This window comes from Cupriavidus sp. GW821-FHT02F09 (assembly GCF_059421605.1).
Genome location: NZ_JBWKVH010000032.1, coordinates 1 through 26,743, shown reverse-complemented (window position 1 = coordinate 26,743; position 26,743 = coordinate 1). Strand labels below are relative to the sequence as shown.

The window sequence follows — 26,743 nt, the reverse complement described above, 5'->3', positions numbered from 1 at the left end:
TTATGGTTGCGATACGCAACCAATGGAACCACCATGGATATCGTCGAGCCCCTGCCCGAGTCGCGTGATGCCACGATCGCCGCGCTCAGGGTGTTCTCCAGAAAGCTGGTCCGTGAGCTCGGCTTCATGCGGACCACGCTGGCCGATAGCCAGCTTGCGCCCTCCGCGGTGCACGCCATCATCGAGATCGGGCTGGCGCCGGGGCTGCAGGCGCGGGATCTGGCCAGTATCCTGCGGCTGGACAAGTCCAATACAAGCCGGCAGCTCGCCAAGCTCGAATCGTTGGGTCTCGTCGTCCGCACGGCCGCGACCGATGATGCTCGCTCGTCCCATCTGAACCTGACCGACGCCGGCAGGCACTTGCACCACCAGATCGATGGCTTTGCCACGGAACAGGTCTCCAGCGCATTGCGGCGGCTGACCCCGGCCGACCAGCAAGCGCTGGTCCGGTCCCTGTCGATCTATGCGGATGCGCTTGCCGCGGACAACGCGCAAAAGACCACCGGGGACGATGCCGGCGCGGGCAGCGGGATCCAGGAAGGCTACCGGCCGGGCTGCATCGGCGACATCGCCAGCCTGCATGCCCGCTTCTATTCGCAACTGGTGGGCTTCGGCAGCTTCTTCGAAAACAAGATGGCCACCGAGCTGGCTGGTTTCGCGACCAGCCTGCCATCGCCGGACAGGCAACTGTGGCTGTGCCTGGAAGGCGGCCGGTCGCTGGCCAGCATCGCCATCGATGGCGAACCGGGCGGGATTGCCCACCTGCGCTGGTTTATCGTCGACAACGCCTTGCGCGGCACCGGCGTCGGACGCCAGTTGCTGGAACGCGCGCTGGATTTCGCGGATGCACGCTACAGGCAAACCTACCTGTGGACGTTCAAGGGCCTCGACGCGGCGCGCCATCTCTATGAGTCCCACGGGTTTCAACTTGCGCAGGAGGCGCCAGGAGAGCAATGGGGGGCTGCCGTGACGGAGCAGCGCTTTGTGCGCAATGCCGCCAAGCGATGAGCTTGATGTCCGACCATTGCCGCAGCGATGCTGAGCGGCCGGCTTACCTGCTTACTCGCGGCCGGCCAGCTCCAGCGCAAACACAACGCGCTGCAGCCACTTCGCGGCCTGGACATCCATCTGGCCAAAGCGGCAGCCAAAATGATGGTGCGCCTCGTCGCCACGCCAAGCCTTTCGATGCCGCACCACCTGTAATGCCAGGTTCAGCCCGCCCAGCTCGCCAAGGTCCAGATGGCATTCAGCGATCCAGGTCCCGACCGGCAAGCGCTGCGGGCCGACTCTGCGGGAGCGCAAGCCCACGCCGGACACCGACACGTCGGTGACTTCCATCTCCACGAGCTGGCCGTCGCTTAACAGGATCTGGCAGCGGCACTGTTTTTCCTCGTGCGGGCGGACGCGGAAATGCCTGCGGCGCGGGACTTGATAGATCCCGGTTGGGTAAGGGACGAGAAACGCCGGTCCGCCGTCGAAACGGGTGACGGCGGCAGAAGCGATGCGCAACTGGAACGTGATGTCGCCCATCGACGCCGAAGCCGCCATATCGCTGGCGTTCAGGATTGCCTCCAGCTCCACGCCATTGCGGCACCACGCGAGCACGCAGGTGTCTTTGGATGGATCGATAAACAGAAAGCTCGAAGCCACCCGGCACTGCTGCGCAGGATGGAGATGGAGCCGGATGCGCTTGCGAACCAGATCCTGCAGGATCTCAAGTACCTGGTCCGGATCGCTGATCCGCTCGACATCGCCGTTTGCCGCCGATGGAAACGGCAAGGACGTGCCTATGGCTGCCGAAGCCATGGTGATGGTGCCGGGTGGCCCAGGAGCATTGCCGCGCGCGCGCTACGATTCATCGCAACTAACTCATTCAAGACATTGGATATTGGATCGGACAACGCTGCGCGCATCCAGCTTCGAGGCTGCACTTCCCTGCTGTGTATCATTCATTTATTCGTTTGCATGCCGACGGCTCTAACGGCATTGCGAGCACGTTCTTTAGGCATCCGTCGCGCTCTCGCCCGGACTAAAGATTGGCAGATTCCTGCCGTTAGGCAACGTTTAGCAGCCATGCTTGCGGCCGCCTTTGCCTGTCAGCCACACCAGCCCATGAATAGACTTGATCCCGCTTCGATAGACCCGCCGTCACCGGATGGATACCAGCACGCGCTTGCGGATGAGATCCACGACATGCTGGATGTCCTGGCTACGCAGGAGCGCTACCTCGACTTGCGCTTGCCGGATGGGCGCACCTTGCGCTCGCGGGTATTGTTCGTGGATGTCGCAGCGCGCCAGTTTACGCTTGAGGGATGCGAGAACGAATCTGACAACCAGGCGGTATTGGCCAGCGCACAGAGCGAGCTTTCGACCGTGCTCGACGATGTCTCGGTCACGCTTGCCCTGGGCGCCGCGAAGCGCTGCGTATTCGCCGGTGCTACCGCATTCGCCGTGCCGCTCCCGGAGATGCTGTCCCAGGTGCAGCGGCGGCGCGACTACCGGGCAGAGACGCTGGACTACAACTACACGTTCGAGGCCCCGTTGCCTGACGGCACCGCACTCGTCCTGGACATTGCCGACTTATCGGCTTCCGGCGTGGGATTGCGCTCGCGCACGCCAGGGACAACTGCACTGGCCGTCGGGGCGGTGCTCCCCAGAGGCATCCTCAGCTTTGGCTCGCTGGCCAGGCTCGAAGTCAGCGTGCGCGTGGTGCGTTACCAACTGGTGAATACAGCCGATGATGTGGTACACCACTACGGCTGCGAATTCGTCGCGTTCGATCAGGCTGCCTTGCTCGCCTGAGCCCCCCTCCCGGAGCCATCCATGTACCACTCGCATCGCGTCTTCGGCGCCCTGCTGCTTTCGATGTTCTCGCTGACGGCAACGGCGCGCGACTCCCTGTGCACGAAGGACGAACAAGTTGCGTTCTCCTGCACCGTCAAGGGCAACAAGCTTGTATCGCTCTGCGCCTCGCCGGACCTGTCCAAAACCAAGGGGTATGTGCAGTACCGCTTTGGCAAGAAGGGCGCCGTCGAACTGGCGTACCCGAAACTCACGGATGATCCGCGCAAGCACTTCCGCTGGGGTGTCACGGCTTACTCAGGCGGCGGCACCGATTACTTCAGGTTCTCCAACGGCGGCTACGACTATGTGGTCTATGCCGGCAGCGGCAAGGGCTGGGAGAAGGAAGGGCTGGTCGTGGAGAAAGACCAGAAGCGCATCGCCAGCCTGCCTTGTCGCGATGGCGGGCTGGGTCCCGATAACTGGGCGGTGATGTATTCCGCAGGCTTGCCGGAACTGGACCAGGGCAAGCCGGCGGAACAGTTCGACATGCCTTGAGGCACGCCGGCGCAGAGACGCGCCGCGCAGACGCACTATTGCACTATTGCACTAGTCTCCCAGCGCCCGGCGCGCCCATGCGCCCGTGATACGCCGCGCCTCCTCCTTTAGCCGGCGCGCCATCTTCGCCTCGCGAGACAAGATCCGCTCGCTCAGTGCCGCCACGCTCAACGCGCCCAGCGGGCGGCCCTCGTAGTCAAGCAGCGGCACGGCGATGCCGCCCATCTTGTCGACCACCCAATCCAGGAACAAGGCATAGCCGCGCGCACGGGCGGCCTCGATCTGCTCGCCGATCACCTCGGCAGTGAGGCGCGGGTAACGCGCGCGCTGCGCCTTGCCAAGCCGGGTCCGCGCGGTGCGCTCGGCTTCCGGCATCCAGGCGAGCACCGCCAGGCTGCCTGCGCCCACCCCGAGCGGGCGGCGTGTGCCGATCTCGACATAGTTGGCGCGGATCGGGAATGTACCCAGCTCGATATCCGCCACCACCGATTCGCCCCGGCTGGCCAGCGTCAGCACGGCGGTATCCTCGAACTCCTCCACCAGCCGCTCCAGGCTCGGCCGCGCCAGCGCGCGCAGGTCGACCCGGCGCTGGGCCACGTCAGCCAGCTGGAATATCTCCGGGCCAATGCCAAAGCGCCGGCTGGCATCGCGAGTGACAAAGCCTTCGGCCACCAGCAACTCCAGCAGGCGCGACGCGGTGGCCGGGTCCAGCCCGGTGGCGCGCGCCACGTCGGACAGGCGACGCACTTGCGGGTCGGACAGGGCACGCAGGATCCAGAGGGCGCGTTGCACTGGCGAGGCGCGGGAGGTGCGCTCGGCGTCGTGACTCATGTCCGCTCCTTGCGGGTGGTGGGCGAGGCGGACAGGCAATACGGCAAGGACATTGAGCGTGGGCGGCGGCGCGTGGGTGGAACCGGCATTTAAGCCGTAGCCGCCGCCCCGGTCAACCAACCCGGCCGGCCAACCCCCGTTTTTGGCCAAACAGGGGGCGCCCAGGGCCAAATCCGCCGCTTCGGGCGTCCATGGCCAGCCGGATCGACGTATAGTCTCTGCTGACGAAAGACGCCGCGCCCGGGCTTGTACCGCGCGGCGCGGACTTGCGTCCCCAGACATCGGGCCGGCGCCCTGGCTGCCAGCCACTACCAAGGAAAACCATCATGAAGACCAAAGCCGCCATCGCCTGGAAAGCCGGCGCCCCGCTGACCGTGGAAGAAGTGGACCTGGACGGCCCGCGCGCTGGCGAAGTGCTGGTGGAGATCAAGGCCACGGGTATTTGCCATACCGACTACTACACACTGTCGGGCGCCGACCCGGAGGGCATCTTCCCGGCCATCCTGGGCCACGAAGGCGCCGGCATCGTCACCGACGTGGGCCCGGGCGTGACCTCGCTCAAGCCGGGCGACCACGTGATCCCCCTCTACACGCCGGAATGCCGCCAGTGCAAATTCTGCCTGTCGCGCAAGACCAACCTTTGCCAAGCCATTCGCTCGACCCAGGGCAAGGGCCTGATGCCCGACGGTACCTCGCGCTTTTCCATCGATGGCAAGCCGATCTTCCATTACATGGGCACCTCCACCTTTGCCAACCACATCGTGGTGCCGGAAATCGCGCTGGCCAAGATCCGCCCGGACGCGCCATTCGACAAGGTTTGCTACATCGGCTGCGGCGTGACCACCGGCGTGGGCGCGGTGCTGTTTACCGCCAAGGTGGAAGCCGGTGCCAACGTGGTGGTATTCGGCCTCGGCGGCATCGGCCTGAACGTGATCCAGGCGGCCAAGATGGTGGGCGCGGACAAGATCATCGGCGTGGACCTGAACCCGGGCCGCGAAGCCATGGCACGCAAGTTCGGCATGACGCATTTCATCAACCCGAATGAAGTCGAGAACGTGGTGGACCATATCGTGCAACTGACCGATGGCGGCGCCGACTACTCCTTCGAGTGCATCGGCAACACCAAGGTCATGCGCCAGGCGCTGGAGTGCTGTCACAAGGGCTGGGGCAAGTCCATCATCATCGGCGTGGCCGAGGCCGGCGCGGAAATCTCCACCCGGCCGTTCCAGCTGGTGACCGGGCGCGAATGGAAGGGATCGGCCTTCGGCGGCGCGCGCGGGCGCACCGATGTGCCCAAGATCGTCGACTGGTACATGGAGGGCAAGCTCAACATCGACGACCTGATCACCCACACCCTGCCGCTGGAGCGCATCAACGAGGGCTTCGACCTGATGAAGCGCGGCGAGTCGATCCGCTCGGTCGTGCTGTACTGAGGCCGGCCATGCTCGAGCTTCTCTCCGAGCACGGCTGCTTCGGCGGCGTGCAGCGCTTCTATCGCCATGCATCGGCCACCATCGGCCTGCCGATGCGGTTCTCGGTGTTCCTGCCCGCGCAGGCGCTGGTCCAGCCCGAACAGCGCCTGCCCGCGCTCTTCTACCTGGCCGGCCTGACCTGTACCGAGGAAACCTTCATGATCAAGGCCGGGGCCCAGCGCTATGCGGCCGAGCACGGCCTGATCCTGGTAGCGCCGGATACCAGCCCGCGCGACACCGGCATTGCTGGCGAGGCTGAGTCGTGGGATTTCGGCGTGGGGGCGGGCTTCTACCTGGACGCCACGCAGGCGCCGTGGAGCCAGTACTGGCGCATGGAAAGCTACGTGACGCAAGAGCTGTTCGACCTGGTCACCACGGTGCTGCCCGCCGATGCGCAGCGCGTTGGCATCTTCGGCCATTCGATGGGCGGGCACGGCGCGCTGGTGCTGGCGCAGCGTCACCCCGGGCGCTTCCGGTCGGTGTCGGCGTTCGCGCCAATTGCCGCGCCCACGCGTTGCCCCTGGGGCGAGAAAGCGCTCAGCCGCTACCTGGGCGAGGATCGCGCCAGCTGGGAACAGTACGATGCCTCGGCGCTGATGGCGCGCCAGGCAAAGGCACCCTTCCCCCGCGGCATCCTGGTCGACCAGGGCCTGGCCGACAAATTCCTCGCCGAGCAGTTGTATCCGGAGGTCTTCGAAGCCGCGTGCGCCGCCATCGGGCAGCCGCTGCTGCTGCGCCGGCACGAGGGCTACGACCACGGCTACTACTTCATCTCCACCTTGATGGAGAACCATATCCGGCACCACGCGGCGCAGCTCTGAAGTGCGCCGCCGGCGGGGGCGCGGCAAGCTGCCGCTCCCCTGCACGCACGAGCCATGTCGACATCGATCCGCGGCGCCGATGGCGACGTACTGACCCAACACGACAATGTCTGGATCGTGATGCGTGTGCAGCAGCGCTGGGGCATTTACCTGCGTTCCTACTCAAAACAAAAAGCCAACCACAGCCGCTCGTCCGGGCCTGGCCTGGCCTGGCCTGGCGGCACCCATACTATGAGCAACCTGTCCGCCATCGAACTCAAGGCCTTCGTGCCCGCCCGCGATTTCGCGCTCTCCAAGCAGTTCTACCAGGACCTGGGTTTCGTCATGCCGTGGAGCGACGACAGCCTGGCCTACCTGCATCACGGATCGTGCAGCTTCATGCTGCAAAATTTCTATGTGCGAGACCTGGCCGAGAACCTGATGATGCACCTGCTGGTGGAGGACGTCGGGGCCTGGTGGGACAAGGTCAACGCGCAGGACCTCGCCGGGCGCTACGGCGTAAGGCTGGTGCCGCCGCAGGACCAGCCGTGGAAGATGCGGGATTTCGTGCTGCTGGACCCATCCGGGGTGCTGTGGCGTATCGGGCAGAACCTGGAGTAGAACCGCTTCGCTTTGGGCAGGCGGCGCCGCTTGGTAATACGTTGAAACAAGCTGGTGGCCGCTGAAACGGAATCCGTCGGGCGCCGCGTTGCCCGCCGGCACGCCATGCTGCTAGCATCCCCCGGGAACGCGACAACCCCGAAGGACATCACGATGCTCCGCAGCGCCCGCACTTTCCGCCTGATTCCCGTGGCTGCCACGTTGCTGCTCTCCTGCGCCGCCTTTGCGCAAGGCTCGCCCGCCGGCGGCGACGAAGCCATGAACGCGATCCAGAGCAACTTCGCGCGCATGACGCCTTCGCCGCGCACGGTGGACAGCATCAACCAGGAGTTGCGGCAGAACCACGCCGCGCCGGTCGGGACCAGCGGGCGTGGCGGCGGCCGCGGCCGGGGTCGCCAGCGCTCGCAAGACAGCACGCAGAACGGCATCGGCGGCACGGGCGCCGCCGATACGCCGGCGAGCCAGGATCCGGGCCTTCACGCCAATGCGCCCGCCGCGGCCGCATCGCCTGCCACAGGCAATCAGTAACCCTGCGCTATGGCTGCACGGCCCCAAACCGCTCGCGATACTCGCGCGGCGTGATACCTAGCTGGCGCAGGAACGCGCGCCGCAGCCCTTCATCCGACCCGAAGCCCGTGCGCGCCGCAATGGCCTTGAGCGGCAGCTCACCCTGCTCCAGCAGCCGCCGCGCCCCTTCGATGCGCGCCGACTCGATGAACGCCATCGGGCTGGCACCCGCCTCCCGCGCAAACACGCGCCGGAAATTGCGCTCGCTCATCGCCACCCGCCCCGCCATTTCCTCCAGCGTGAAATCGTGCGCCAGGTCGGACAGGATCCAGTCCTGCACCCCGCGAATGCCGGCATGGCTGGTCGCCTGGCTGGCCAGGTGCAGGCTGTACTGCGATTGCCCGCCCGGGCGCTTGAGGTAGACCACCAGCTCGCGTGCCAGGTATAGGGCCAGGTCCCGGCCAAGATCCTCTTCCACCACGGCCAGCGCCAGGTCGATGCCGGCGGTCACCCCGGCGGACGTCCACAGGTTGCCCTGGCGGATGAAGATGGCATCCGCATCCACCTCCACGGCCGGAAAGCGCTGGCGCAGCAGCGTGGCCACGCTCCAGTGCGTGGTGGCGCGGCGCCCGTCCAGCACGCCCGCCGCCGCCAGGAAGAAGGTGCCCGAACACAGCGCAATCAATCGTCCGATGCGTGGCGCCACGGCGCGCGCCCACGGCACGATGCCCTCGGCGTCTCCCATGGCCCGCTCAATGTCGCGCGCGCCGACGATCACCGCGATATCCGGCAGCAGCACGGGATCGAGCCGCGCCGTGGCCTCCAGCGTCATCAGCGTGTCCGAGCGCACCGGGCCGGCCTCCAGCGCCACCACCCGCGTGGCATAGGCCGGTGGCTGCCCGAGCTGGGCCAGCCGCACATTGGCGTAGTCGAACACCGTCATCGGGCCGATCGCCTCCATGGCCTTGAAACCGGGGTACACCACGATATCCACCCGCCTTGGGGCGGCGACTGCCTGCGCTTGCATCGATCTGACCGGAGTGGAAAGCGGCGATCTTAACCCAGCGGGCCATCGGCCACCGCCTCGGTACAAGCATATGCAGCGGCCGCATTAGTCGCTGGGCGTGCAAGCTTGTGCCAACAAATTCGTTCTATTGCAGTGAACCTGTTCTTAGCATGGTGCATATCGTCCACATCCCACCACATCGGGCATACCGCCGCCTAACGAGGAGTGTCATGCATCAAGAGCCAGAGCAACCGTTGGCCGACCACCGTCCCGCGTCCGCGGACAACCCGCGCAGCACCGCCACCCTGAGCCGCCGCGGCTGGCTACAGGCAGCCGGCACGCTGGCCGTGGCCAGCGGCATCGCGCCCTTTGTCTGGACGTCCCGGGCCAGCGCCGCGGGGCCGCTCAAGCCGATCAAACTGGCCTGGAACGCCAGCGGCGTGTGCCTGGCGCCGGTCGCCGCGGCGGTGAAGGAAGGCATCTTCCGCAACCATGGGCTGGAGGTGGAGCTGATCAACTTCGGCGGCTCCACCGACCAGTTGCTGGAAGCCATTGCGACCAAGAAGGCGGATGCGGGCGTGGGCATGGCGCTGCGCTGGCTCAAGCCGCTGGAACAGGGTTTTGACGTGAAGCTGACCGCCGCCACCCACGGCGGCTGCATGCGGCTGCTCACCCTGCGCAATTCCGGCGTGACCGACCTGAAGAGCCTCAAGGGCAAGACGGTGGCGGTCAGCGACATGGCCAGCCCGGCCAAGAATTTCTTCTCCATCCTGCTGGCCAAGCGCGGCATCGACCCGGTGCGCGACGTGCAGTGGCGCCAATACCCGGCGGACCTGCTCGGCATCGCGCTGGAAAAGGGCGAGGCCCAGGCCGCCGCCGATGGCGATCCGCGCACCTACCTGCTGCGCAAGGAACGCAGCCTGGTCGAGGTGGCCACCAACCTGTCGGATGAATACGCCAACCGCTCCTGCTGCGTGCTGGGGATTCGCGGCAGCCTGCTGCGCGAGGACAAGCCGGCCGCCGCCGCGCTCACGCACGCCGTGCTGCAGGCGCAGGACTGGACGGTAGCCCACCCGGAAGAAACCGCCCGGCATTTTGCCGAGTTCGCCAAGGTGCCGCAGGCCGATGTGGTGGCCATGCTCAAGAGCCACACCCACGGCCACCATCCGGTCGGCGCGGACCTGAAGAAGGAACTGGCGCAATACACGGACGAGCTCAAGCTGGTGTCGGTCATCCGGCCGGGCACCGACTCCAACAAATTCGCGGAGCGCATCTATGCCAACGTTCTCGGCTGAAGGGCAACACGGTGCGCATGGCTTGCAGGATGCGCACGATGATTTCCTGGCCGTGCCCGCGCCCGCCGTGCCGCGCGTCTGGCTGGGTGGCGCGCTGGCCGCGGCGGCCTGGCTGAGCGTGGCGGCCATCGTCAAGTTCTGGCCAGAGCCGGAGGATTGGCCGCTGACCCATGAGACCGCCTCGCTGTTCGCGGGCATTGCCGTGGTGCTGCTGGTGCTGGCCTTCGTGCAGCACCGGCTGGGCAGCATTGGCGCCTCGTTGCGCCGCGCAGGGCCATGGCTGCTGGTGCTGGCGGTGCTGACCTTCATCTGGGAAGTGGTGACCGCCAAGCTCGGGCTGCTGCCGCGCCCCTTCTTCGCGCCGCCGCAGGCGCTTGTCGAAGTCTTTGTCGAAGACTATGCACGGCTGGCGGAGGCGGTGGCGCATTCGTTGCGCCTGCTGGCCACCGGCTACCTGCTGGGTGCGCTGGCGGGCTTCCTGACTGGCGTGTCCATCGGCTGGTCGACCCGCGCGGGCTACTGGGTCCATCCGGTGCTGCGCCTGCTGGGCCCGCTGCCGGCCACGGCCTGGCTGCCGATCGTGTTCTTCGCCTTTCCCAGCAGCGCCAGCGCCGCGACCTTCCTGGTGGCGCTGGCCACTTGGTTCCCGGTCACGGTGCTGACCTGGTCAGGCGTGGCGGCGGTCGACCCGGCGTACTACGACGTGGCGCGCACGCTCGGCGCCAAGGAGCGCTTCCTGGTGCTCAAGGTGGCGGTGCCCGCGGCGCTGCCCAGCGTGTTCGTTGGCTTGTTCATGGGCCTTGGCGCGTCGTTCTCCGTGCTGGTGGTGGCCGAGATGCTGGGCGTCAAGTCCGGGCTGGGCTGGTATCTGCAATGGGCCCAGGGCTGGGCCGCCTACGCCAGCATGTACGGCGCGCTGCTGGTCATGGCGATCATCTTCTCGGGGCTTATCACGCTGCTGTTCCGCTCACGGGATCGCCTGCTGGCATGGCAAAAAGGAGTGGTCAAATGGTAAGCGCCGTGCTCGACAAACCCGCCCAGGCCCAACCTGCGCAAGCCGCCACCGGCAGGGACAGCGCCAGCAACGGCGTGCGCCTGACGATCGACCAGGTGAGCCACCATTTCACGCTGCGCGACCAGGTATTGCCGGTGCTCAGCCGCGTCAGCCTGACGGCCGAGCCGGGCGAATTCGTGGCCCTGCTCGGCCCCAGCGGCTGCGGCAAGTCCACCCTGCTGCGGCTCGTTGCCGGGCTGGAGCCGCCGCGGCGCGGCACGCTGGCAGTGGATGGCGTGCCGATCGGCGGGCCGGACCCGAGCCGGGTGGTGGTGTTCCAGGACCCGACGCTGTACCCGTGGCGCACCGTCTGGGACAACGCCGCACTGGGCCTGGAGGCGCGCGGCTTGCTCGGCAGCCAGCGCGAGCGCGTGGACGATGCGCTGGCGCGCGTCGGCCTGACCGAGTTCGCGCGGGCCTATCCGCGCCAGCTGTCCGGCGGCATGGCGCAACGCGCCGCGCTGGCGCGCGCGCTGGTCAACGAGCCACGCTTGCTGATCCTCGACGAACCGCTGGGCAAGCTCGATTCCCTCACGCGCCTGAGCATGCAGGGCGAACTGGTTTCGCTATGGCAGCGCTCGCGCTTTACCGCGCTGCTGGTCACCCACGACGTGGAAGAAGCACTGCTGCTGGCAACCCGCGTGATCGTGTTCAGCGAACGCCCCGCCCGCATCACGGCGGAAATCAAGATCGATCGCGACTACCCGCGCCACCGCGACGATCCCGAGCTGATCCGGCTGCGCCGCGAGATCCTGGGCCTGCTGGGGCTGGGCCAGGGATGGTAAGCCATGCCCGATGAACTCTGGCATCTGAACGGCACCGGGTGGCTGGGCCCGCATGCGGTGCAAGGGCGCAACCCAGCGCGCGCCCTGCCCCGCATCCCGCCGGCAGCGCTGCGTGCTGCGCGCCGCGCGGCAGGCACCATGGCACTGGCCGCCGGTGCCATGGCCATGCCACTTTGGCTGTTCACGGGTGCACCCTGGCAAGCACAACCGGCCGAGCCCGGCCCACTGCTCCTGCAGGCCCGGGCGCGCGGCGAGCTGGTGGTGGGCGTGCACGCTTATCCGCGCCCCACGCCACCGGGCCGGCCCCTGATCGCGGAGCCCGACCCGGGCGAGGCCGCACTGGCCGCCGAGCTCGGCCGCGCGCTGGGCGTACCGGTGCGGCTGCGCCATCTGCCCGTTGCGAGCTTCGGCAACGGTGCCAACACGGATATCGACCTCGCCTTCGGCGCGCCGCAGGACGCCGCACGTCCGCGCGCGGCTGCCGTGCCGGCACCGGCCACGCCGCGCGGCACCTTGCTGACGCTGCGCTACACGCCGGTCAGCCGGCTCGACGCCCTCAATGGCAAGACGGCCTGCGTGAGCGCGGGCAGCCCCTTCCAACCCGCGCTGGCGCGCGCCGGCGCCGTGCTGCGCAGCTATCCCTCCGCGCTGCAGGCACTGCTGGCGTTCCGCCGCGGCGAGTGCGCGGCGGTGGCGGAAGACGCCACGCTGGTCGCCCGGGTGATGCGCTTGCCCGAGTGGCGTTTCTTTACCGCGGCGCCGCTGGTGCTCGACGGCGAGGGCGCGGCGCTGGCGCTGCGCCAGCCGGACGCGCAATCCGCCCGCTACCTGGCGCAATGGCTGGCGCGCTGGCAGCGCGACGGGCGCCTTGCACGGCTGCGCGACGCGGCCGCCGGCGACGCCGCTTTCAACATGATGCTGGTGGAGAGCGGGCTGATTTGCCACTAAGCCCCCGCCAAGCAACACCAAAGACAAAACAGCACAAGCACACGACAGGAGCAACCATGAGCTTGCAGTCCACCGGCACCACCAGCCGGCAGCGGATTTCCCAGTGGCATCGCGAGAACGGCTTTGCCTCAGCCGAGCCGGCCACGCCACTGCCCGACGCGGCCCGCACGCTTGCCTCCGACGAAGCACTGCGTGCCTTGTCCGAACGCTTTGCCGCGCGCGCCGCCGCCCATGACCGCGATGGCAGCTTCGCCTTCGAGAACATCGCCGAGCTCCACCAGCTCGGCCTGCTCGCGCTGACCGTGCCGCGCGCGCTTGGCGGTGCCGGGGCGGGACTCGCCGACGTCCGCCGCATCGTCCATCACGTTGCCGCCGGAGATCCGTCTACCGCGCTGGTGCTGGTGATGCAGATCCTTGGCCACCGCAACCTGGCGCAGGACACGCAATGGCCGGCGCCCGTGCGGGAGCAGGTGCAGCGCAGCGCGGTGGAGCAAGGCGCGCTGATCAACTCGCTGCGCGTGGAGCCCGAGCTGGGGTCTCCCGCGCGCGGCGGCCTGCCGGCCACGGTGGCGCGCCGGCACGGCGATGGCTGGCGCTTGTCCGGCCACAAGATCTACTCCACCGGCATCCCGGCCCTGAGCTGGCTGGCCGTATGGGGACGCACCGATGAGCCGGTCCCGCGCACCGGCGTGTTCCTGGTGCCGCGCGATGCGCCCGGCATCACCGTGGTGCCCACCTGGGACCACCTCGGCATGCGCGCCACCGGCAGCCACGACGTGGTCTTCGACAACACGCCGCTGCCCGCCGCCTACGCGGTCGACCTGCGCCTGCCCGCCGCCTGGGGCGAGCGCTACGACCCGGCCTGGGCCGTGTGGACGTCGACCCTGCTCGGCACGCTTTATGACGCCGTGGCGCGCAGCGCCCGCGACTGGTTCGTGGCATGGCTCAACCTGCGCGCCCCTGGCAGCCTGGGCGCGCCGCTGGCCACCTTGCCGCGCTTCCAGGAAGCGGTGGGCCGCATCGACGCCTGGCTGCTGGCCAACCGCATCCTGCTGGAGCGCTTCAGCGCGGATGCCGATGCCGGCGCACCGGCCAGCGCCAGCGACAGCAACCTGCTCAAGCTCAACGTGACCGACAACGCCATCGCCGCCGTCGAGCTCGCGCTCAGGCACGCCGGCAACCCCGCCCTGTCGCGCGGCAACCCGCTTGAGCGCCACTACCGTAACGTGCTCTGCAGCCGCATCCACACGCCGCAGAACGACGCGATCCTGGCCGGCGCCGGCGCGCAGGCCCTGCACGCGGCGGCCGACATCGCAACCCACGCCGCGGCAGCCACACCGCCCGGCACCCAAGCCTGAGGCCATCATGACCCGACCCGATTCCCAGCCGCGCCGCATCGCCATCGTCGGCGGCGGCATGGCCGGCACCCTGAGCGCCATCCGCCTGCTGCGCGACAGCAGCGCCCCGCTTGCCATCCACCTGTTCGAGCCGCGCGCCGAGCCGGGGCGCGGCCTGGCCTACAGCACGCAGGACCCGGCCCACTACCTGAACGGGCCCGCGCTGAACTTCAGTCTTTATCCCGAAGCGCTGGAGGACTTCTCGCAATGGCTGGTGCGCCACGGGCATGCCAGCGCAGCCGAGGCCGACAATGCCTTCGCCCCGCGCAGCGTCTATGGCGACTACCTGCGAGACACCCTGGCGCGCGCCCTGGCCGGGGCCGCCGGACGCGTCACGCTGGAGCATGTACGCACGGAAATCACCGACGTGACCATCGGCGTGCCGCACCGCGTGCGCGGCGCCGACGGCCGCGCATGGGACGCCGACCACATCGTTCTGGCCACCGGCGTGCAGCAGGCACGGCCAGCGCTGGCACAAGACGACACACTGGAAACCGACGGCCGCTACATCCCGGATCCCTGGCAACCCGATGCACTGGCCCGGCTCGCAAGCGCGCGCGATATCGCCTTGATCGGCACCAGCCTGACCATGCTCGACGTGGTTGCCACGCTGGAGCGGCTCGGTTTCACCGGCACCTACCACGCGTTCTCGCGGCGCGCGCTGGTGCCCTGGCTGCGCCACAACGCCGGCCCCTGCGACGACTTCCTCGCCGCTGCCGGGCCCGAAGCGCTCGCCGCGCCCACCGCCCGCAGCGTGGTCCGCTGGGTGCGCCACCAGCGCGACAAGCTGGCCACCCAGGGCCTCGACTGGCAGAGCGTGCCGCCCGCGCTGCGCACCTACATCGCCCCGCTGTGGGCAGCCGCCAGCGTGCCGGAGCGCCAACGCTTCCTGCGCCACGTGCGCCCCTTCTGGGACAACCTGCTGCATCGCGCGGCACCGCCCACGCACGCGGTCTTCGAGGCAGTGCGTGCGCAGGGCCGCCTGCATGTGCACGCCGCCCGCGTCACCGCGCTCGAAGCCGTGGCCGGCAAGAATGAAGTGAATAACGCCAACGGCTGGCAACGCGGCCCCGCAGGCAAGGCGGAGAAACACGTCCGGGTGGCTCTGCACCTCTCCCGCGAACTGCAAGCCCCGGCCACGGTGGACGCCGCCATCAACTGCACCGGCGCGGAATACGGCTGGCACGCCGGCAACACCCGGCCGCTGGTGCGCAGCCTGCTGGCGCGCGGCCTGGTCCGGCCAGCGGCAGCCGGCTCCGGCCTGGACGGCGACGCGCACGGCCGCGTATTCGATCGCGGCGGCCGCCTCGTGCCGGGCCTCAGCGCACTGGGCGCGCCGCTGCGCGGGGCGCTGTGGGAATCCGGCACCATCATCGACGTGCGCAACCAGGCGGCAGCGCTGGCGGCGCGGCTGGTGGAGGAACTCGGACTAACGGCCGAGATCGAGGCGCAGGCAGCCTAGCAGGCTGGTGGGCTGGCATCCGGCCAAAGGGCAGGCGCACCCTGAAAGCGGCAACGCTTGCCAAGCGCACCCGCCGTTGGCATATAATCTCGCCTGGGCGCCGGCAGGGCGCCCGCTCCCGCAAAAGCCAGCGCACCTGCCTGCCCGTACCGTACGGCGCCGAGCGATCCAGCCCGGCACCGCCAGTTCGTTGCAAGAACCACACCGTTGACCTTTTTTGCCGCCGCGGGAAACGGCATTGCAAAGGACATGACATGTGGCTCACAACGCTCAACACACCAGCTCGCGCCCCCAATAGCGACTTCCTGCGCCGCCATGCACGCAGGCTGCTGCGCCAGCTCCACGCCGAACAAGCCATGCAGGCGCTACCGGTAATCCGGCGCATCCACCGCGCGCAGGTACGCATGCAAAGCGTCGCGGAACTCTACCGGCTGCGCCACACCCTGCAGCTCAAGCATTGCCTGCAACTGCTGGCGGCCGAACTGGGCTACGCCAGCTGGTCCGCATGCAAACGCGACATCGACGGCCGGCCCGCCAGGGTACTGGACCGCTACCGCCTTGACCTTGGACAGTTCGGCGACTACCAGCAACTCTGGTTCGCCGACCGGCAAGGCGCCCAGGCATGGCAAGTCTCCAACGGCGGTTACGTGGTGGCGTATGGCGAGCAAGCGGCGGTACTGCTGACGGGCAACGCCATGCCGGCGATGCGCGACTGACCGGGGGGCCGTATGGGGCGCCTCGGGGCACCTCCGGGCACCTCGGCGCCTACTTCGCCGCCGGGCGCCTTGCCAGCTGACGGTAGCGCGTCAGCGCCCATAGCGGGAAGTAGGCGGTGTAGCCGTGGTACTTCAGGTAGTAGATGCGGGGGAAGCCCGGCGCATTGTGCGACGGATGCTGCCAAAGGCCGCTGCCAGCCTGGCAGTCCAGCAGGTAAGCAATGCCCCTGCGCACTGCGGGCGTATCCACCTCGCCCACGGCGAAGAGGGCCAGCAACGCCCAGGCGGTGCTGTTGGGCGTGCTCTCGCCCCCATTGGTGCCGGCCAGCGAGCCATCGAAGTAGCTATCGTTGGTCTCGCCCCATCCACCGTCGGCATGCTGGCAGCGTAGCAGCCAGTCGACTGCCTTGCGGATATAGGGCTGGCGCACGTCCTCGCCCACCAGCGCCAGGCCCGCCAGCACGCTCCAGGTGCCATAGATATAGTTGCTGCCCCAGCGTCCCCACCAGGCGCCGTCGGCGCGTTGCGTGCGGCGCAGATAGGCCACGCAGCGCTCGACGGCGTCGGCGTGCGCTTCGCGGTTTCCGCTCAGGCCGATGCATAGCAGCACACGCCCGGAAACGTCCTCGGTGGGCGGATCCAGCAGGGCGCCGTGGTCGGCGAAGGGGATGCGGTTCAGGTAATCGCGATCGCAATTGGCATCGAAGGCGCCAAAGCCGCCATTGCGCGATTGCAGGCCTACCATCCATTTCACGGCGCTCGCGACCGCGTCCTGGTAGCGCTCGGGCTGGCCGATCCGGCGCGCGTGCACGGCCAGCATGGCGGCTACCACGGCGCTGTCGTCGATGTCCGGGTAATGGGCATTGGCGTACTGGAACGCCCAGCCGCCGGGCTGCACGGAGGCCGGCACGTGCTTGCCCCAATCGCCGCGCAGGTCTCGCACCTGCCGCGCTTCCAGCCAGTCGTAGGCGCGCTGCACCGCCTGCTGCGTGCACGCGTCGGTGCCGGCGTGCTGCAAGGCCATGATGCTCCAGGCGGTATCCCACACCGGTGACAGACAGGGCTGGCAATAGGCCGAGCCGTCGGCGCGGCGCACCACGAGCTTGCGGATCGCGGCCAGGCAGGTAACGCGTGCCGGATCGGTCTTTGGCACGCCAAGCAGCGTCATCATCTCGTACCAGTACACCATCGGCGGAAAGATCCCGCCCAGGCCATCCTCGCCGTTCATGCGCTCCACGCACCAGGCTTGCGCGCGGGCGATGGCCCGCCGGCGCACCGCGGCGGGAATCCACGGCTCGATCGTGCGTGCCAACTTGTCGGCCACCAGAAAGGCCTTGCGCATCAGGCCCTCGCGGGAGAAATAGTGCCGCTCGTGCTCGGGCGGCGTGACGAACAGCTCGCTGACCCCGACACGGTGCGGATTGATGGCCTTGGCCCGCAACGAACACAGCACCGTCAGCGGCACCAGCGTGGAGCGCGCCCAGTAGGCCATCTTGTCCAGATGCACCGGCGCCCAGCGCGGGAACAGGATGAGCTCGACCGGTACGAAGGGCGTGGCGCGCCAAGGCACCTGACCGAATGTGGCCAGGAGGATGCGGGTGAAAACATTGGCCTTGGCGGCCCCGCCCTGCGCCAGGATGGCGCGGCGAGCCTGGGCCATGTGCGGGGCATCCGGGTCGTCGCCGGCCGCCTTCAGCGCGAAATAGGCCTTGACGCTGCATGACACGTCGAGCGCGCCGCCGTGGTACTGGTCCCAGCCACCATGACGGTCTTGCCTCTGGATGCTTCGCAGGTAGACCGCCATCGCCGCCTGCAAATCGGCGTCGATTTCGTCCACGAAGTGCATCATCAGGATGTACTCCGCAGTAATGGTGGCATCTGACTCGAGCTCGAAGCACCAGTGGCCATCGCGATGCTGGTGGCTCAGCAGGGCGTCTCGGGCCGCGTCGATGGCCCGGTGCAAATTCGCGTCGGCGCCCGGCGTGGCCGGCGTGGGCGCGCCGGCGTCCTGCCAGGGGCCAAATTGAGCGCTTGGCTGGGTATTCAGTTGGGTATTCAGTGAGGTACTCAATTGAGCGTTCGATCATGCGTTCATTGCGGCTGGCACCGCGTCATCTGGTCCAGCTGGCGCAGGACCTCGACCCTCAGCCCGGGTTCCATCGACTGGCTGCCCAGCAGGTCGGCGAGCCACAGCCCGTCAGCCGCCAGGCGGCAAATCATCAGCCTCGCCGCCTCCGCCGCGGGCAGCGGATCGGGGCGCGCGATTTCGGCAATGCGTGGTGCCCAGCGATCGCGTGTATCGGCATCGGTCAGCATCAGCGCCAGCAGCAGATGCAGATAGCTGGCGGCGTCCTCTTTCCGCTCTTCCTGCAACGTCGCCCGCATATAGGCCCGCGCCGCGCGGCCCTCGGCCTGCGTGTCGCTGGCGATCGCAGCGGCCACATCGGTGTTGAAGGTCTCAACCGCATCGTCGAAGAGCGCGTCCAGCAGCGCCTGCTTGTTGCGGAAATGATGCTGCAAGCCACCCTTGCTGACGCCGGCACGCGCCGCCACCGCATCCAGCGTCACGGCGCGCAGGCCGGATTCGAGGGCGAGCTGCGCCGCAGCGTGCAATAGCTGCGGGCGCAGCACGTCGGGCTGCTTCTTTCGGCGGTGTGCTTGTGTCATGGGCCCGGATCATACCATCCAGACGGATTGTTTTGAATCCGGTTGCACGGCGCGCCAAGAACCCGTTTCAGGATGAAGTCTCCTCGCGCCGGAGCAGCCCCGCCGGCGCCGCTTCGCCGCCGTTCCGGATTGCCAGGGCAAGCGCCAGGGCGAACGCGCAACCAACGCCCGCCCTGCCTCTCACACTCACTGCCTCCGCGTATCCCCAACGACCGGATCCATGCCGCTGCGCTCGATCTCGCCCCGCGCCGCGGGCGAAGCCAGATAGCGAATCAACGCGCGCCCGGCCTCAGGATGCTCCGCCCCCACCGGTACGCCGGCGGCAAATGTCGTGATTTTCTGCAAAGGCTCGGGAATCTTGCCAACAAAGCTGGCACCCTTGACCGGCAGCAGCTCGCTGACCTGCTGCAGCCCGATCTGGTATTCGCCCTGCGCCACCACGCTGCCAACCGGCGTCTTCTCGATCTTGTGGGCTCGGCCCTTGACCTGCGCCTCGATGCCTAGCTTCCTGAACATCTCCGTCTCGACATACACGCCGCTGGCGCTGTCCGAGTAGGCGATGGACCTGGCATCCAGCAGGGTCTTGCGGAATGCGTCGACGGTGCTGATATCCGGCTTGGGCGCGCCCTCGCGCACCGACAGGCCGATGCGCGAATCGGCCAGGTCGACCCGGCTGTCCGGCAGCACCTTGCCTTGCTTGATCAGGTCATCCAGCGCATAGGCCACCATGATCACCACGTCGGCATGCTCGCCGCGCGCGAGCCGGTTGGGAATGGCCTCGGGCGACTTGCCCATCGAGGGGCCCCATGCGGTGGACAGCGTATTGCCGGTGGCCTTCTCGAAGCCCGGGCCGAGCGCCTTGTAGGCCGCGGTAAAGCCGCCCGAATTCATGACCTTGACCTCGTCGGCCAGCGCATTGCCGGCGGCCAGCGCCATGCTGGCCACGCCGGCCAGCATGAGCGCCAGCCATGGCTGCTTGTGTTGCCGAGGGAGATGGGAAGGGGAAACAGGCTTGCGGGCTGCCTTGACGGGGGACGGCACGGCAATGGTCAGCATGGTCGGCGTGGTCATATGCGCTCTCTGTGGGCATTGAAATGGAAATCGGCCTGCCCGCTTCAGTCTCCGCGGCGCAGGCCGACCATTCTATGCAAGCACCGCGCACGGCGATAATGCAATGTTTCTTGGATTTGATCGGTTTTACGCATCAATACCGGCGCTGCCGCCCCCGCCTTGCGCCGATGTGGCCGCGCTCCGGCCACGCCGTGCCACCGCCTGCCCGACCATGTCGTACAGCGCTTGCGCATGCGCCGGCAACGTACGCCCACGGCGGCGCAGGATGCCCAGCGTGCGGGACACGGCAGGATCGCGCAGGGGGACCGCGACCAGCGTGGCGCGCTCGCCACCGGGCAGCGCCAGGCGCGGCACGGCCGCTACCCCCAGCCCGGCCTCCACCAGCGCGAGCACGCTGCTGACATGGCGCACTTCGTAGAAGGCGGCCGGCCGCAGCGGCAGCTCGGCCAGGGCAAGATCCAGCATCAGCCGGTTGCCGCTCGACTTGGCTAACGCTACCAGCGTGTGGGCGCCAAGTTCAGCCCATTTCACCGAGCGGCGCCGGGCCAGCGGATGGTCGTGTCGGCAAGCCAGCACGAAAGGATCGCGCAGCAAGGGCTCGAACAGCAGGTCGGCCTCCTGCGTGCCGATGAAGTTCAGGCCAAAGTCCGCCTCGCCGCTGGCCACGCTGTGCAAGACGACGTTGGCGCCTTCGTCCACCATCTTGACGCGGACGTTGGGGAATTGCGCATGAAAACGCGCGATCACCGCCGGCAGGAAGTAATGCGCCGCCGACGGCACGCAGGCAACCGTCACCTCGCCTGAGCGCGTCGCGGCCGCGTCGCCGATGCCCATCAGGGAAGATTCCACTTCCGCCAGCAGCGCGCGCGCCTTGCCGACAAACTCCCGGCCCACCACGGTCAGGGTGACGCGGCGCGTGGTGCGCTCGAACAGCCTGACATTGAGCGCCTGCTCCAGTTTGTCGATACGACGCGACAGGGCCGGCTGCGACAGGCTGAGAGCCTCGGCGGCAGCGCGGAAGCCGCCTTGCTCCACCACGGCCACCATCGCCTGCAGGTCGCCGAGGTCAAATCTGATCGGTTGCATTGTGTTCCAGGCTAGGGCAGTGATGAAGGGATCAGGCAGGCATTGATGCGCCCCGCCGATCAAAGCGTTCCGCCCCGCATTCTAGCCGTCCGGCCCCGGCGCGTCCTCTCGCACCGGCCTCCCGCAGGCGGTTGTCCGACACCCCACGTGCGTAGGTGAATGGGGACAACGCCATTGAGGTATTCTCGCGAGCTTCGCCGCCAGGCCCGGCGAGACTACCCGCCTCACCAAGCCTCATCACGCCCACCCACTGCACCGGAGGAAATTTGCAGATGTCCGACCCGTTCGCCCTGCTAGCCGTTACGACGCTCCTTAGCGTCATGATGCTGGCGATCGTCTGGTCGCTGCGGCGCTGCGGCCAGCCGGGCGTGACGCTGTGGTGGCAAGCCAACCTGACGGCCATGGTCGCGCTGCTGCTGATTACACTGCGCGACAGGATCCCGGATGCGCTATCGATCGTGGTGGCCAACGGCGCGCTGGCTTGGGGGCTGGCATTGTTTCATGCGGGCATCGCCCGCTTCTGCGGGCGGCAGCCACCCTGGCGCGCGATGATCGCCGGCACCCTCGCCGTGGTGGCCGGCGTCGTGACGTGGCGCTATGTATTCAATGATTTCAATACCCGCGTGGTCATCGTCTCGGCATTCCACGCCACATTCTGCGCCTGCGCAGGGTACGTGCTGGTGCGCTACCGCCCGCGCGCTCGCCCGGCCAGCCATTACCTGACCACCGCCGGGTTCGCCTTCTTCCTGTCCGCGGCGCATGCATTGCGGGGCGTGCTGTCCGCGCTCTCGGTCATGGACCACCCTGCCACGACGAGCACGCCCGGATTGAATGCCGCCTTCCTGGTGCTCGGCGCGCTGGCCATGCCGGGCCTCACCATGGGCGCCGTGCTGATGATCCACGACGCCATGGTGCGCCAGCTCGAGGCCGTGGCCAACACGGATTTCCTGACCGGCGTGATGTCGCGCAAGGCGTTCGAGAACGAGGCCGCGCGCGAGCTGGCGCGCGCCGGGCGCGGCGGCCCTCCGCCCGTGCTGCTGATCATCGACATCGACCACTTCAAGGCGGTCAACGACACCTTCGGCCATGCCGCGGGCGACGCCGTGCTGGTGGAGTTCGCGCGCCTGGCCGCCGCCAGCCTGCGCGCGCCTGACAGCATCGGCCGCATGGGCGGCGAGGAATTCGTCGTGCTGCTGCCCGCCAGTTCGCTGGAAGCGGCCCGCCCTGCCGCCGAGCGCATCCGCCTGCTGGCCGAAGGTAGCCGAGTCAGTGGCCCGTTCGGCACCGTGCACTACACGGTCAGCGGCGGCTATGCCCGGTGGCACCCCGGCGAGAGCCTGGCGCAGCTCACCGCGCGCGCCGATACGGCGCTCTACATGGCCAAGCTATCGGGACGCAACCGCATGCTGGCGCATGTGCCTGCCCCGGCAGCAGCCAGCGCGCCCTCCGAACTGGTCACTAGGCACTGACGCTCTAAGCCTGCAACGGCGTGCCCCGGTACGCCCCGGGCCGCAGCCCCGTCCAGCGCCGGAACGCGCGATGGAACGCACCCGGCTCGGCAAAGCCAAGCTCGGCCGCGATTTCCGCCAGCGGACGGCTGGAATGGCTCAGCGCTTCGATGGCCAGGTCGCGCCGCATCTCATCCTTCAGTTGCTGGTAGGTCCCGCCCTCCTCCATCAGCCGGCGCCGTAGCGACGATGACGACATGTGCACGTCGTGCGCCAGGCGGTCGAAGGTGGGCCACTGCTCCGGCGGCTGCGAGCGCAACTGGCGCCGCACGCGCGCCATGATGCTGGTGCGGTCGGTGTATTTCACCACCACGTTGTGCGGTGCGTCGCGCAGGAAGGCCTTGAGGCTGCGCTCGTCCTGGTGCACCGGCTGGTCCAGCCAGGCCGCGTCGAACACCAGCGCCGTGGCCGGCTGGCCGAACGCCAGGTGGCGCGAGTACATCAGGCGGTATTCGGCGCTATAGGCCGGCTCCGGATAGCTGAACGCCGCCAGCAGCACGGGCACCCGCCGGCGCAGCAGCCAGCTCATCAGCCCGTGCAGCATGATCAGCATGGTCTCCTGCGCGAACACGCTCGGCGGCTGGCTTGAGGTGGCCGTGAGCACCAGCGCAGCCCGTGCGCGCTTGCCGGCGCCCGGCTCACCGCCCACGCCTTCGCGCTCCAGCCGCACGCCGATATCGTCCAGCAGCAAGCCGAAGTAACGCACCACCCTCTCCAGCCCCTGCGCCAGCGTCTTGCTGCCCACGATGGCGTGGCACAGCATGGCAAAGCTGCCGCACTTCATGCGGCGCGAGTCCTGGCCAAAGAATTCATCGTCCAGCGCGGCGGCCACCTCCATCCACAGCGCGCTATAGCTTGCCGCTGACACACGCGCCTGCGGCACCGCCAGCAGCGCGGGCACGATGCCCGCCGCCTGCAGCACCGGCTCCGGCGCGATGCCGCGCGCGCGCAAGCCCGCGATGGCGTGATGCACGAAGCAGATGGCGACACTGTGTTTTTCCATGGAAAGGCAAGGATCGGGAACGGATGGCTTGCTGGCCCAGGCTTGCCGGCAGTGGCAAACGAGTTCAGCAAGGTTGGCGGATTCTGGCATAGGAGCGCCTCGCCTGTCTTCCTACACTTGCTGCCAACACTCCCGCCCAGTGCGGGCCACCAGACCGCCAGCCTCACCCGGATCGCGTGCCCCCACGCCAATCCCGGCCCAACCCGAGCCGCCATGCACCACGAATTCAGCGAACAGCAAGCCATGATCCGCGACACCGCTCGCGCCTTCGCCAGCGAGCGCCTGGCGCCCTGCGCCGCCGAGTGGGACCGTGCCGGCCAGTTGCCGCCGGAGGTGGTGGCGGAGATGGGCGCGCTCGGGCTGCTCGGCATGATCGTGCCGGAGGAATGGGGCGGCACGTATACCGACTACATCGCCTACGCGCTGGCCATCGAGGAAATCGCCGCAGGCTGCGCCGCCTGCGCCACCCTGATGAGCGTGCACAACTCGGTGGGCTGCGGCCCGATCCTGCACTACGGCACGCAGGCGCAAAAAGAGCGCTACCTGCCGCGCCTGGCCAGCGGCGAAATCATCGGCGCGTTCTGCCTGACCGAGCCGCAGGCCGGCTCGGAAGCGCACAACCTGCGCACCCGGGCGCACGCCACGGACAATGGCTGGGTACTGTCAGGCAGCAAGCAGTTCGTCACCAACGGCCAGCGCGCAGGCGTGGCCATCGTGTTTGCCGCCACCGAGCCGGCACAAGGCAAGCGCGGCCTGTCGGCCTTCGTGGTGCCCACCGATACGCCCGGCTTCTCGGTGCACACGCCCGAGCGCAAGATGGGCATCCGCGCCTCCGACACCTGCGCCATCACGCTGGACGACTGCCACGTGCCGCACGACGCGCTGCTCGGCGAACCCGGCGAGGGACTGCGCATTGCCCTGTCAAACCTGGAGGGCGGGCGCATCGGCATTGCCGCGCAGGCACTCGGCATCGCCCGCTCGGCCTTTGAGGCCGCCTGCCGCTACGCTGCCGAGCGCGTGCAGTTTGGCCGCCCGCTGCGCGAGCATGCGCCCATTGCCAACATGCTGGCCGACATGGCCACCGAGCTCAACGCCGCACGCCTGCTGGTGCACCGCGCCGCGCACATGCGCACGGCCGGCCAGCCCTGCCTGTCGGAAGCCTCGCAGGCCAAGCTCTATGCCTCCGAGCTGGCCGAGCGCGTGTGCTCCAAGGCGCTGCAGATCCATGGCGGCTACGGCTACCTGGAAGACTACCCGGTCGAGCGCCATTACCGCGACGCCCGCATTACGCAGATCTACGAAGGCACCAGCGAGATCCAGCGCATGCTGATCGCCCGCACCCTTTGAGCCGCTTGCCCGACGACTTGCCTGACCACTTGCCCGAACACCTTCCTGTCTTGCACCACCCACACTTAGAACCGACGGAGACCACCCCATGAGTGCCCAGAACCCCAACGCCGCCGTGCCCACCGTCAAGCTGTTGATCAACGGCGAGTGGGTGGAGTCCGCTGCCACCGAATTCCGCCCCGTGGTCAATCCGGCCACCCAGCAGGTGCTGGCGCAGGTGCCGCTGGCCACCGCGGCCGAGGTCAATGCCGCCGTGGGCGCCGCGCACCGCGCCTTTGCCACGTGGCGGCACACGCCGCTGGGCGCGCGCCTGCGCATCATGCTCAAGTACCAGGCGCTGATCCGCGAGCACAGCAAGCGCATCGCCGCCATCCTCACCGCCGAGCAAGGCAAGACCCTGGCCGACGCCGAAGGCGACATCTTCCGCGGGCTTGAGGTCGTGGAACACGCGTGCTCGATCGGCACGCTGCAGCAAGGCGGCTTTGCCGAGAACGTGGCCGCCACTGTCGACACCTACACCCTGCAGCAGCCGATTGGCGTGTGCGCCGGCATCACGCCGTTCAACTTCCCGGCCATGATCCCGCTGTGGATGTTCCCCATGGCGATCGTGTGCGGCAACACCTTCGTGCTCAAGCCATCGGAGCAAGACCCGCTGTCCACCATGGAACTGGTCAAGCTGGCCATCGAGGCCGGCGTGCCCGCCGGCGTGCTCAACGTGGTCCATGGCGCGCGCGAGGTGGTGGACGCGCTGTGCACGCACCCGGACATCAAGGCGGTTTCCTTCGTCGGCTCCACCGCCGTGGGCACCCACGTCTACAACCTCGCCGGCGCGCACGGCAAGCGCGTGCAATCGATGATGGGCGCCAAGAACCACGCCGTGGTGCTGCCCGACGCGCACCGCGAGCACACGCTCAACGCGCTGGCCGGCGCAGCCTTCGGCGCGGCCGGCCAGCGCTGCATGGCGACTTCGGTAGCCGTGCTGGTGGGCGCCGCGCGCGAATGGCTGCCCGAACTGGTGGAAAAGGCCGCCACGCTCAAGGTCGGCGCCGGCAACGAGCCTGGCACCGACGTATGCCCGGTAGTATCCATCGCCGCCAAGCAGCGCGTGCTCGGCCTGATCGAAGCCGGCGAACGCGAAGGCGCCACGCTGGCGCTCGATGGCCGCAACGTGCAGGTAGCCGGCTACCCCGAAGGCAATTTCATCGGCCCGACCGTGTTTGCCGATGTCACCACCGAGATGTCCATCTACACGCAGGAGATCTTCGGCCCGGTGCTGGTAGTGATCAGCGTCGACACGCTGGACGAAGCCATCGCCCTGGTCAACCGCAACCCCTTCGGCAACGGCACCGGCGTATTCACGCAAAGCGGCGCGGCCGCCCGCAAGTTCCAGAGCGAGATCGACGTCGGCCAGGTCGGCATCAACATCCCCATCCCGGTACCCGTGCCCTACTTCAGCTTCACCGGCTCACGCGGCTCCAAGCTCGGCGACCTCGGCCCCTATGGCAAGCAAGTGGTGCAGTTCTATACGCAGACGAAGACCGTCACGGCAAGGTGGTTTGACGACGCAACGGTAAATGATGGGGTGAATACGACGATCAGCCTGCGCTGATTGGCAAGCATCGGCTTCGGCCAGCGCCCGCCCTCTCCCCCGGCCCCTCTCCCACAAGTGGGAGAGGGGAGCCAACCAGCAGGAGAGTCAGAGCACCGATTTGGTGTAGCCATGCGCGATGCGAAGCGAGCCGCCAAGGTTTACCTAGGCCGTATGGGGCGCCTCGGGATTCGGCGAAAAGAGCGGAAAAGAGGGACCCATGTCTGAGTATCGCCTTAA

Annotated in this window: 25 protein-coding genes; 17 read left to right on the top strand and 8 right to left on the bottom strand. The window is 68.1% G+C overall.

Annotated features, from left to right (window positions below; genetic code table 11):
* The first annotated feature begins 33 nt into the window (after positions 1-33).
* Complete coding sequence (locus tag AC07XB_RS27665) at positions 34-1,008, top strand: bifunctional helix-turn-helix transcriptional regulator/GNAT family N-acetyltransferase (protein ID WP_492832612.1); 975 nt, start codon at positions 34-36, stop codon at positions 1,006-1,008.
* Positions 1,009-1,059: 51 nt separating this feature from the next.
* Here the strand turns inward: AC07XB_RS27665 and AC07XB_RS27660 are convergent, their stop codons facing one another.
* Positions 1,060-1,806: a flagellar brake protein gene (locus tag AC07XB_RS27660; protein WP_492832610.1), complete on the bottom strand. Its 747-nt coding sequence runs from the start codon at positions 1,804-1,806 to the stop codon at positions 1,060-1,062.
* A 306-nt stretch (positions 1,807-2,112) separates the two neighbouring features.
* Here AC07XB_RS27660 and AC07XB_RS27655 point away from each other — a divergent pair, with 306 nt between their 5' ends.
* Both AC07XB_RS27655 and AC07XB_RS27650 read left to right on the top strand, forming a co-directional pair.
* The gene (locus tag AC07XB_RS27655; RefSeq protein ID WP_492370872.1) at positions 2,113-2,802 is read left to right on the top strand and encodes a flagellar brake protein; all 690 of its coding nucleotides are present in this window, start codon (positions 2,113-2,115) and stop codon (positions 2,800-2,802) included.
* A gap of 21 nt (positions 2,803-2,823) precedes the next feature.
* The gene (locus AC07XB_RS27650) at positions 2,824-3,339 is read left to right on the top strand and encodes a hypothetical protein (RefSeq protein WP_492370873.1); all 516 of its coding nucleotides are present in this window, start codon (positions 2,824-2,826) and stop codon (positions 3,337-3,339) included.
* Positions 3,340-3,390: 51 nt separating this feature from the next.
* Here AC07XB_RS27650 and AC07XB_RS27645 read toward each other — a convergent pair whose 3' ends face one another.
* On the bottom strand, positions 3,391-4,170 hold the full coding sequence (locus tag AC07XB_RS27645; protein ID WP_492807271.1) for an IclR family transcriptional regulator: 780 nt from the start codon (positions 4,168-4,170) through the stop codon (positions 3,391-3,393).
* Between the two features lie 326 nt (positions 4,171-4,496).
* On the opposite strand from AC07XB_RS27645, the gene AC07XB_RS27640 reads away from it, so the two are divergent.
* The 4 genes from AC07XB_RS27640 (at position 4,497) to AC07XB_RS27625 (ending at position 7,591) form a co-directional block, all read left to right on the top strand.
* Positions 4,497-5,603: an S-(hydroxymethyl)glutathione dehydrogenase/class III alcohol dehydrogenase gene (locus tag AC07XB_RS27640; protein ID WP_253930794.1), complete on the top strand. Its 1,107-nt coding sequence runs from the start codon at positions 4,497-4,499 to the stop codon at positions 5,601-5,603.
* Positions 5,604-5,611: 8 nt separating this feature from the next.
* Positions 5,612-6,463 (top strand): S-formylglutathione hydrolase, encoded by an 852-nt coding sequence (gene fghA, locus AC07XB_RS27635; RefSeq protein WP_492832608.1) that lies wholly within the window; start codon positions 5,612-5,614, stop codon positions 6,461-6,463.
* A gap of 54 nt (positions 6,464-6,517) precedes the next feature.
* Complete coding sequence (locus tag AC07XB_RS27630; RefSeq protein ID WP_492832606.1) at positions 6,518-7,063, top strand: VOC family protein; 546 nt, start codon at positions 6,518-6,520, stop codon at positions 7,061-7,063.
* 153 nt (positions 7,064-7,216) lie between these two features.
* Positions 7,217-7,591, top strand: coding sequence for a hypothetical protein (locus tag AC07XB_RS27625; RefSeq protein WP_492370877.1), 375 nt, complete (start codon positions 7,217-7,219; stop codon positions 7,589-7,591).
* A 7-nt stretch (positions 7,592-7,598) separates the two neighbouring features.
* On the opposite strand, the gene AC07XB_RS27620 is transcribed toward AC07XB_RS27625, so the two are convergent.
* Positions 7,599-8,597, bottom strand: a complete 999-nt coding sequence (locus AC07XB_RS27620) for a GlxA family transcriptional regulator (RefSeq protein WP_253930791.1) — start codon at positions 8,595-8,597, stop codon at positions 7,599-7,601.
* Positions 8,598-8,806: 209 nt separating this feature from the next.
* On the opposite strand from AC07XB_RS27620, the gene AC07XB_RS27615 reads away from it, so the two are divergent.
* The 7 genes from AC07XB_RS27615 (at position 8,807) to AC07XB_RS27585 (ending at position 16,233) form a co-directional block, all read left to right on the top strand.
* Positions 8,807-9,871, top strand: a complete 1,065-nt coding sequence (locus AC07XB_RS27615; RefSeq protein ID WP_492832604.1) for an ABC transporter substrate-binding protein — start codon at positions 8,807-8,809, stop codon at positions 9,869-9,871.
* A complete protein-coding gene (locus tag AC07XB_RS27610) occupies positions 9,852-10,886 on the top strand; it encodes an ABC transporter permease (protein ID WP_492832602.1) in 1,035 nt (344 codons plus the stop codon). Before AC07XB_RS27615 ends, AC07XB_RS27610 begins: the two co-directional genes overlap by 20 nt.
* Positions 10,880-11,710 (top strand): ABC transporter ATP-binding protein, encoded by an 831-nt coding sequence (locus tag AC07XB_RS27605; RefSeq protein ID WP_416052454.1) that lies wholly within the window; start codon positions 10,880-10,882, stop codon positions 11,708-11,710. Before AC07XB_RS27610 ends, AC07XB_RS27605 begins: the two co-directional genes overlap by 7 nt.
* A gap of 3 nt (positions 11,711-11,713) precedes the next feature.
* Positions 11,714-12,658 (top strand): substrate-binding periplasmic protein, encoded by a 945-nt coding sequence (locus tag AC07XB_RS27600; RefSeq protein ID WP_492832600.1) that lies wholly within the window; start codon positions 11,714-11,716, stop codon positions 12,656-12,658.
* 56 nt (positions 12,659-12,714) lie between these two features.
* Positions 12,715-14,016 carry an acyl-CoA dehydrogenase family protein gene (locus tag AC07XB_RS27595; protein WP_492370880.1) on the top strand — a complete coding sequence of 434 codons (1,302 nt, stop codon included), beginning with the start codon at positions 12,715-12,717 and terminating at the stop codon, positions 14,014-14,016.
* 7 nt (positions 14,017-14,023) lie between these two features.
* The gene (locus tag AC07XB_RS27590) at positions 14,024-15,517 is read left to right on the top strand and encodes an FAD/NAD(P)-binding protein (protein WP_492807263.1); all 1,494 of its coding nucleotides are present in this window, start codon (positions 14,024-14,026) and stop codon (positions 15,515-15,517) included.
* Between the two features lie 254 nt (positions 15,518-15,771).
* Complete coding sequence (locus AC07XB_RS27585; protein WP_492807261.1) at positions 15,772-16,233, top strand: hypothetical protein; 462 nt, start codon at positions 15,772-15,774, stop codon at positions 16,231-16,233.
* A 49-nt stretch (positions 16,234-16,282) separates the two neighbouring features.
* Here AC07XB_RS27585 and shc read toward each other — a convergent pair whose 3' ends face one another.
* The 4 genes from shc to AC07XB_RS27565 form a co-directional block, all read right to left on the bottom strand.
* Positions 16,283-18,196, bottom strand: a complete 1,914-nt coding sequence (gene shc / locus AC07XB_RS27580) for a squalene--hopene cyclase (RefSeq protein ID WP_492832618.1) — start codon at positions 18,194-18,196, stop codon at positions 16,283-16,285.
* 128 nt (positions 18,197-18,324) lie between these two features.
* Complete coding sequence (locus tag AC07XB_RS27575) at positions 18,325-18,900, bottom strand: TetR/AcrR family transcriptional regulator (protein WP_492370884.1); 576 nt, start codon at positions 18,898-18,900, stop codon at positions 18,325-18,327.
* Positions 18,901-19,086: 186 nt separating this feature from the next.
* Positions 19,087-19,857, bottom strand: a complete 771-nt coding sequence (locus AC07XB_RS27570) for a substrate-binding domain-containing protein (RefSeq protein ID WP_492370961.1) — start codon at positions 19,855-19,857, stop codon at positions 19,087-19,089.
* Between the two features lie 240 nt (positions 19,858-20,097).
* The gene (locus AC07XB_RS27565) at positions 20,098-21,057 is read right to left on the bottom strand and encodes a LysR family transcriptional regulator (RefSeq protein WP_492370885.1); all 960 of its coding nucleotides are present in this window, start codon (positions 21,055-21,057) and stop codon (positions 20,098-20,100) included.
* A gap of 272 nt (positions 21,058-21,329) precedes the next feature.
* Here AC07XB_RS27565 and AC07XB_RS27560 point away from each other — a divergent pair, with 272 nt between their 5' ends.
* The gene (locus AC07XB_RS27560) at positions 21,330-22,526 is read left to right on the top strand and encodes a GGDEF domain-containing protein (RefSeq protein WP_492370886.1); all 1,197 of its coding nucleotides are present in this window, start codon (positions 21,330-21,332) and stop codon (positions 22,524-22,526) included.
* 4 nt (positions 22,527-22,530) lie between these two features.
* On the opposite strand, the gene AC07XB_RS27555 is transcribed toward AC07XB_RS27560, so the two are convergent.
* Complete coding sequence (locus AC07XB_RS27555) at positions 22,531-23,568, bottom strand: AraC family transcriptional regulator (protein ID WP_492832597.1); 1,038 nt, start codon at positions 23,566-23,568, stop codon at positions 22,531-22,533.
* Positions 23,569-23,781: 213 nt separating this feature from the next.
* On the opposite strand from AC07XB_RS27555, the gene AC07XB_RS27550 reads away from it, so the two are divergent.
* Together AC07XB_RS27550 and AC07XB_RS27545 are read left to right on the top strand one after the other, a co-directional pair.
* On the top strand, positions 23,782-24,915 hold the full coding sequence (locus tag AC07XB_RS27550) for an acyl-CoA dehydrogenase family protein (protein WP_492832595.1): 1,134 nt from the start codon (positions 23,782-23,784) through the stop codon (positions 24,913-24,915).
* Positions 24,916-25,003: 88 nt separating this feature from the next.
* Positions 25,004-26,524 (top strand): CoA-acylating methylmalonate-semialdehyde dehydrogenase, encoded by a 1,521-nt coding sequence (locus AC07XB_RS27545; protein WP_492832593.1) that lies wholly within the window; start codon positions 25,004-25,006, stop codon positions 26,522-26,524.
* Positions 26,525-26,743 lie beyond the last annotated feature (219 nt).

Coding starts and splice junctions, on each gene's coding strand:
- AC07XB_RS27625 (WP_492370877.1), top strand. CDS start 7,217: ATGCTCCGCAGCGCCCGCACTTTCCGCCTGATTCCCGTGGCTGCCACG.
- AC07XB_RS27640 (WP_253930794.1), top strand. CDS start 4,497: ATGAAGACCAAAGCCGCCATCGCCTGGAAAGCCGGCGCCCCGCTGACC.
- AC07XB_RS27620 (WP_253930791.1), bottom strand. CDS start 8,597: ATGCAAGCGCAGGCAGTCGCCGCCCCAAGGCGGGTGGATATCGTGGTG.
- AC07XB_RS27575 (WP_492370884.1), bottom strand. CDS start 18,900: ATGACACAAGCACACCGCCGAAAGAAGCAGCCCGACGTGCTGCGCCCG.
- AC07XB_RS27560 (WP_492370886.1), top strand. CDS start 21,330: ATGTCCGACCCGTTCGCCCTGCTAGCCGTTACGACGCTCCTTAGCGTC.
- AC07XB_RS27590 (WP_492807263.1), top strand. CDS start 14,024: ATGACCCGACCCGATTCCCAGCCGCGCCGCATCGCCATCGTCGGCGGC.
- AC07XB_RS27595 (WP_492370880.1), top strand. CDS start 12,715: ATGAGCTTGCAGTCCACCGGCACCACCAGCCGGCAGCGGATTTCCCAG.
- AC07XB_RS27555 (WP_492832597.1), bottom strand. CDS start 23,568: ATGGAAAAACACAGTGTCGCCATCTGCTTCGTGCATCACGCCATCGCG.
- AC07XB_RS27655 (WP_492370872.1), top strand. CDS start 2,113: ATGAATAGACTTGATCCCGCTTCGATAGACCCGCCGTCACCGGATGGA.
- AC07XB_RS27585 (WP_492807261.1), top strand. CDS start 15,772: ATGTGGCTCACAACGCTCAACACACCAGCTCGCGCCCCCAATAGCGAC.
- AC07XB_RS27565 (WP_492370885.1), bottom strand. CDS start 21,057: ATGCAACCGATCAGATTTGACCTCGGCGACCTGCAGGCGATGGTGGCC.
- AC07XB_RS27570 (WP_492370961.1), bottom strand. CDS start 19,857: ATGCTGGCCGGCGTGGCCAGCATGGCGCTGGCCGCCGGCAATGCGCTG.
- AC07XB_RS27600 (WP_492832600.1), top strand. CDS start 11,714: ATGCCCGATGAACTCTGGCATCTGAACGGCACCGGGTGGCTGGGCCCG.
- AC07XB_RS27550 (WP_492832595.1), top strand. CDS start 23,782: ATGCACCACGAATTCAGCGAACAGCAAGCCATGATCCGCGACACCGCT.
- AC07XB_RS27610 (WP_492832602.1), top strand. CDS start 9,852: ATGCCAACGTTCTCGGCTGAAGGGCAACACGGTGCGCATGGCTTGCAG.
- AC07XB_RS27605 (WP_416052454.1), top strand. CDS start 10,880: ATGGTAAGCGCCGTGCTCGACAAACCCGCCCAGGCCCAACCTGCGCAA.
- AC07XB_RS27615 (WP_492832604.1), top strand. CDS start 8,807: ATGCATCAAGAGCCAGAGCAACCGTTGGCCGACCACCGTCCCGCGTCC.
- AC07XB_RS27665 (WP_492832612.1), top strand. CDS start 34: ATGGATATCGTCGAGCCCCTGCCCGAGTCGCGTGATGCCACGATCGCC.
- AC07XB_RS27545 (WP_492832593.1), top strand. CDS start 25,004: ATGAGTGCCCAGAACCCCAACGCCGCCGTGCCCACCGTCAAGCTGTTG.
- fghA (WP_492832608.1), top strand. CDS start 5,612: ATGCTCGAGCTTCTCTCCGAGCACGGCTGCTTCGGCGGCGTGCAGCGC.
- AC07XB_RS27630 (WP_492832606.1), top strand. CDS start 6,518: ATGTCGACATCGATCCGCGGCGCCGATGGCGACGTACTGACCCAACAC.
- AC07XB_RS27650 (WP_492370873.1), top strand. CDS start 2,824: ATGTACCACTCGCATCGCGTCTTCGGCGCCCTGCTGCTTTCGATGTTC.
- AC07XB_RS27645 (WP_492807271.1), bottom strand. CDS start 4,170: ATGAGTCACGACGCCGAGCGCACCTCCCGCGCCTCGCCAGTGCAACGC.
- AC07XB_RS27660 (WP_492832610.1), bottom strand. CDS start 1,806: ATGGCTTCGGCAGCCATAGGCACGTCCTTGCCGTTTCCATCGGCGGCA.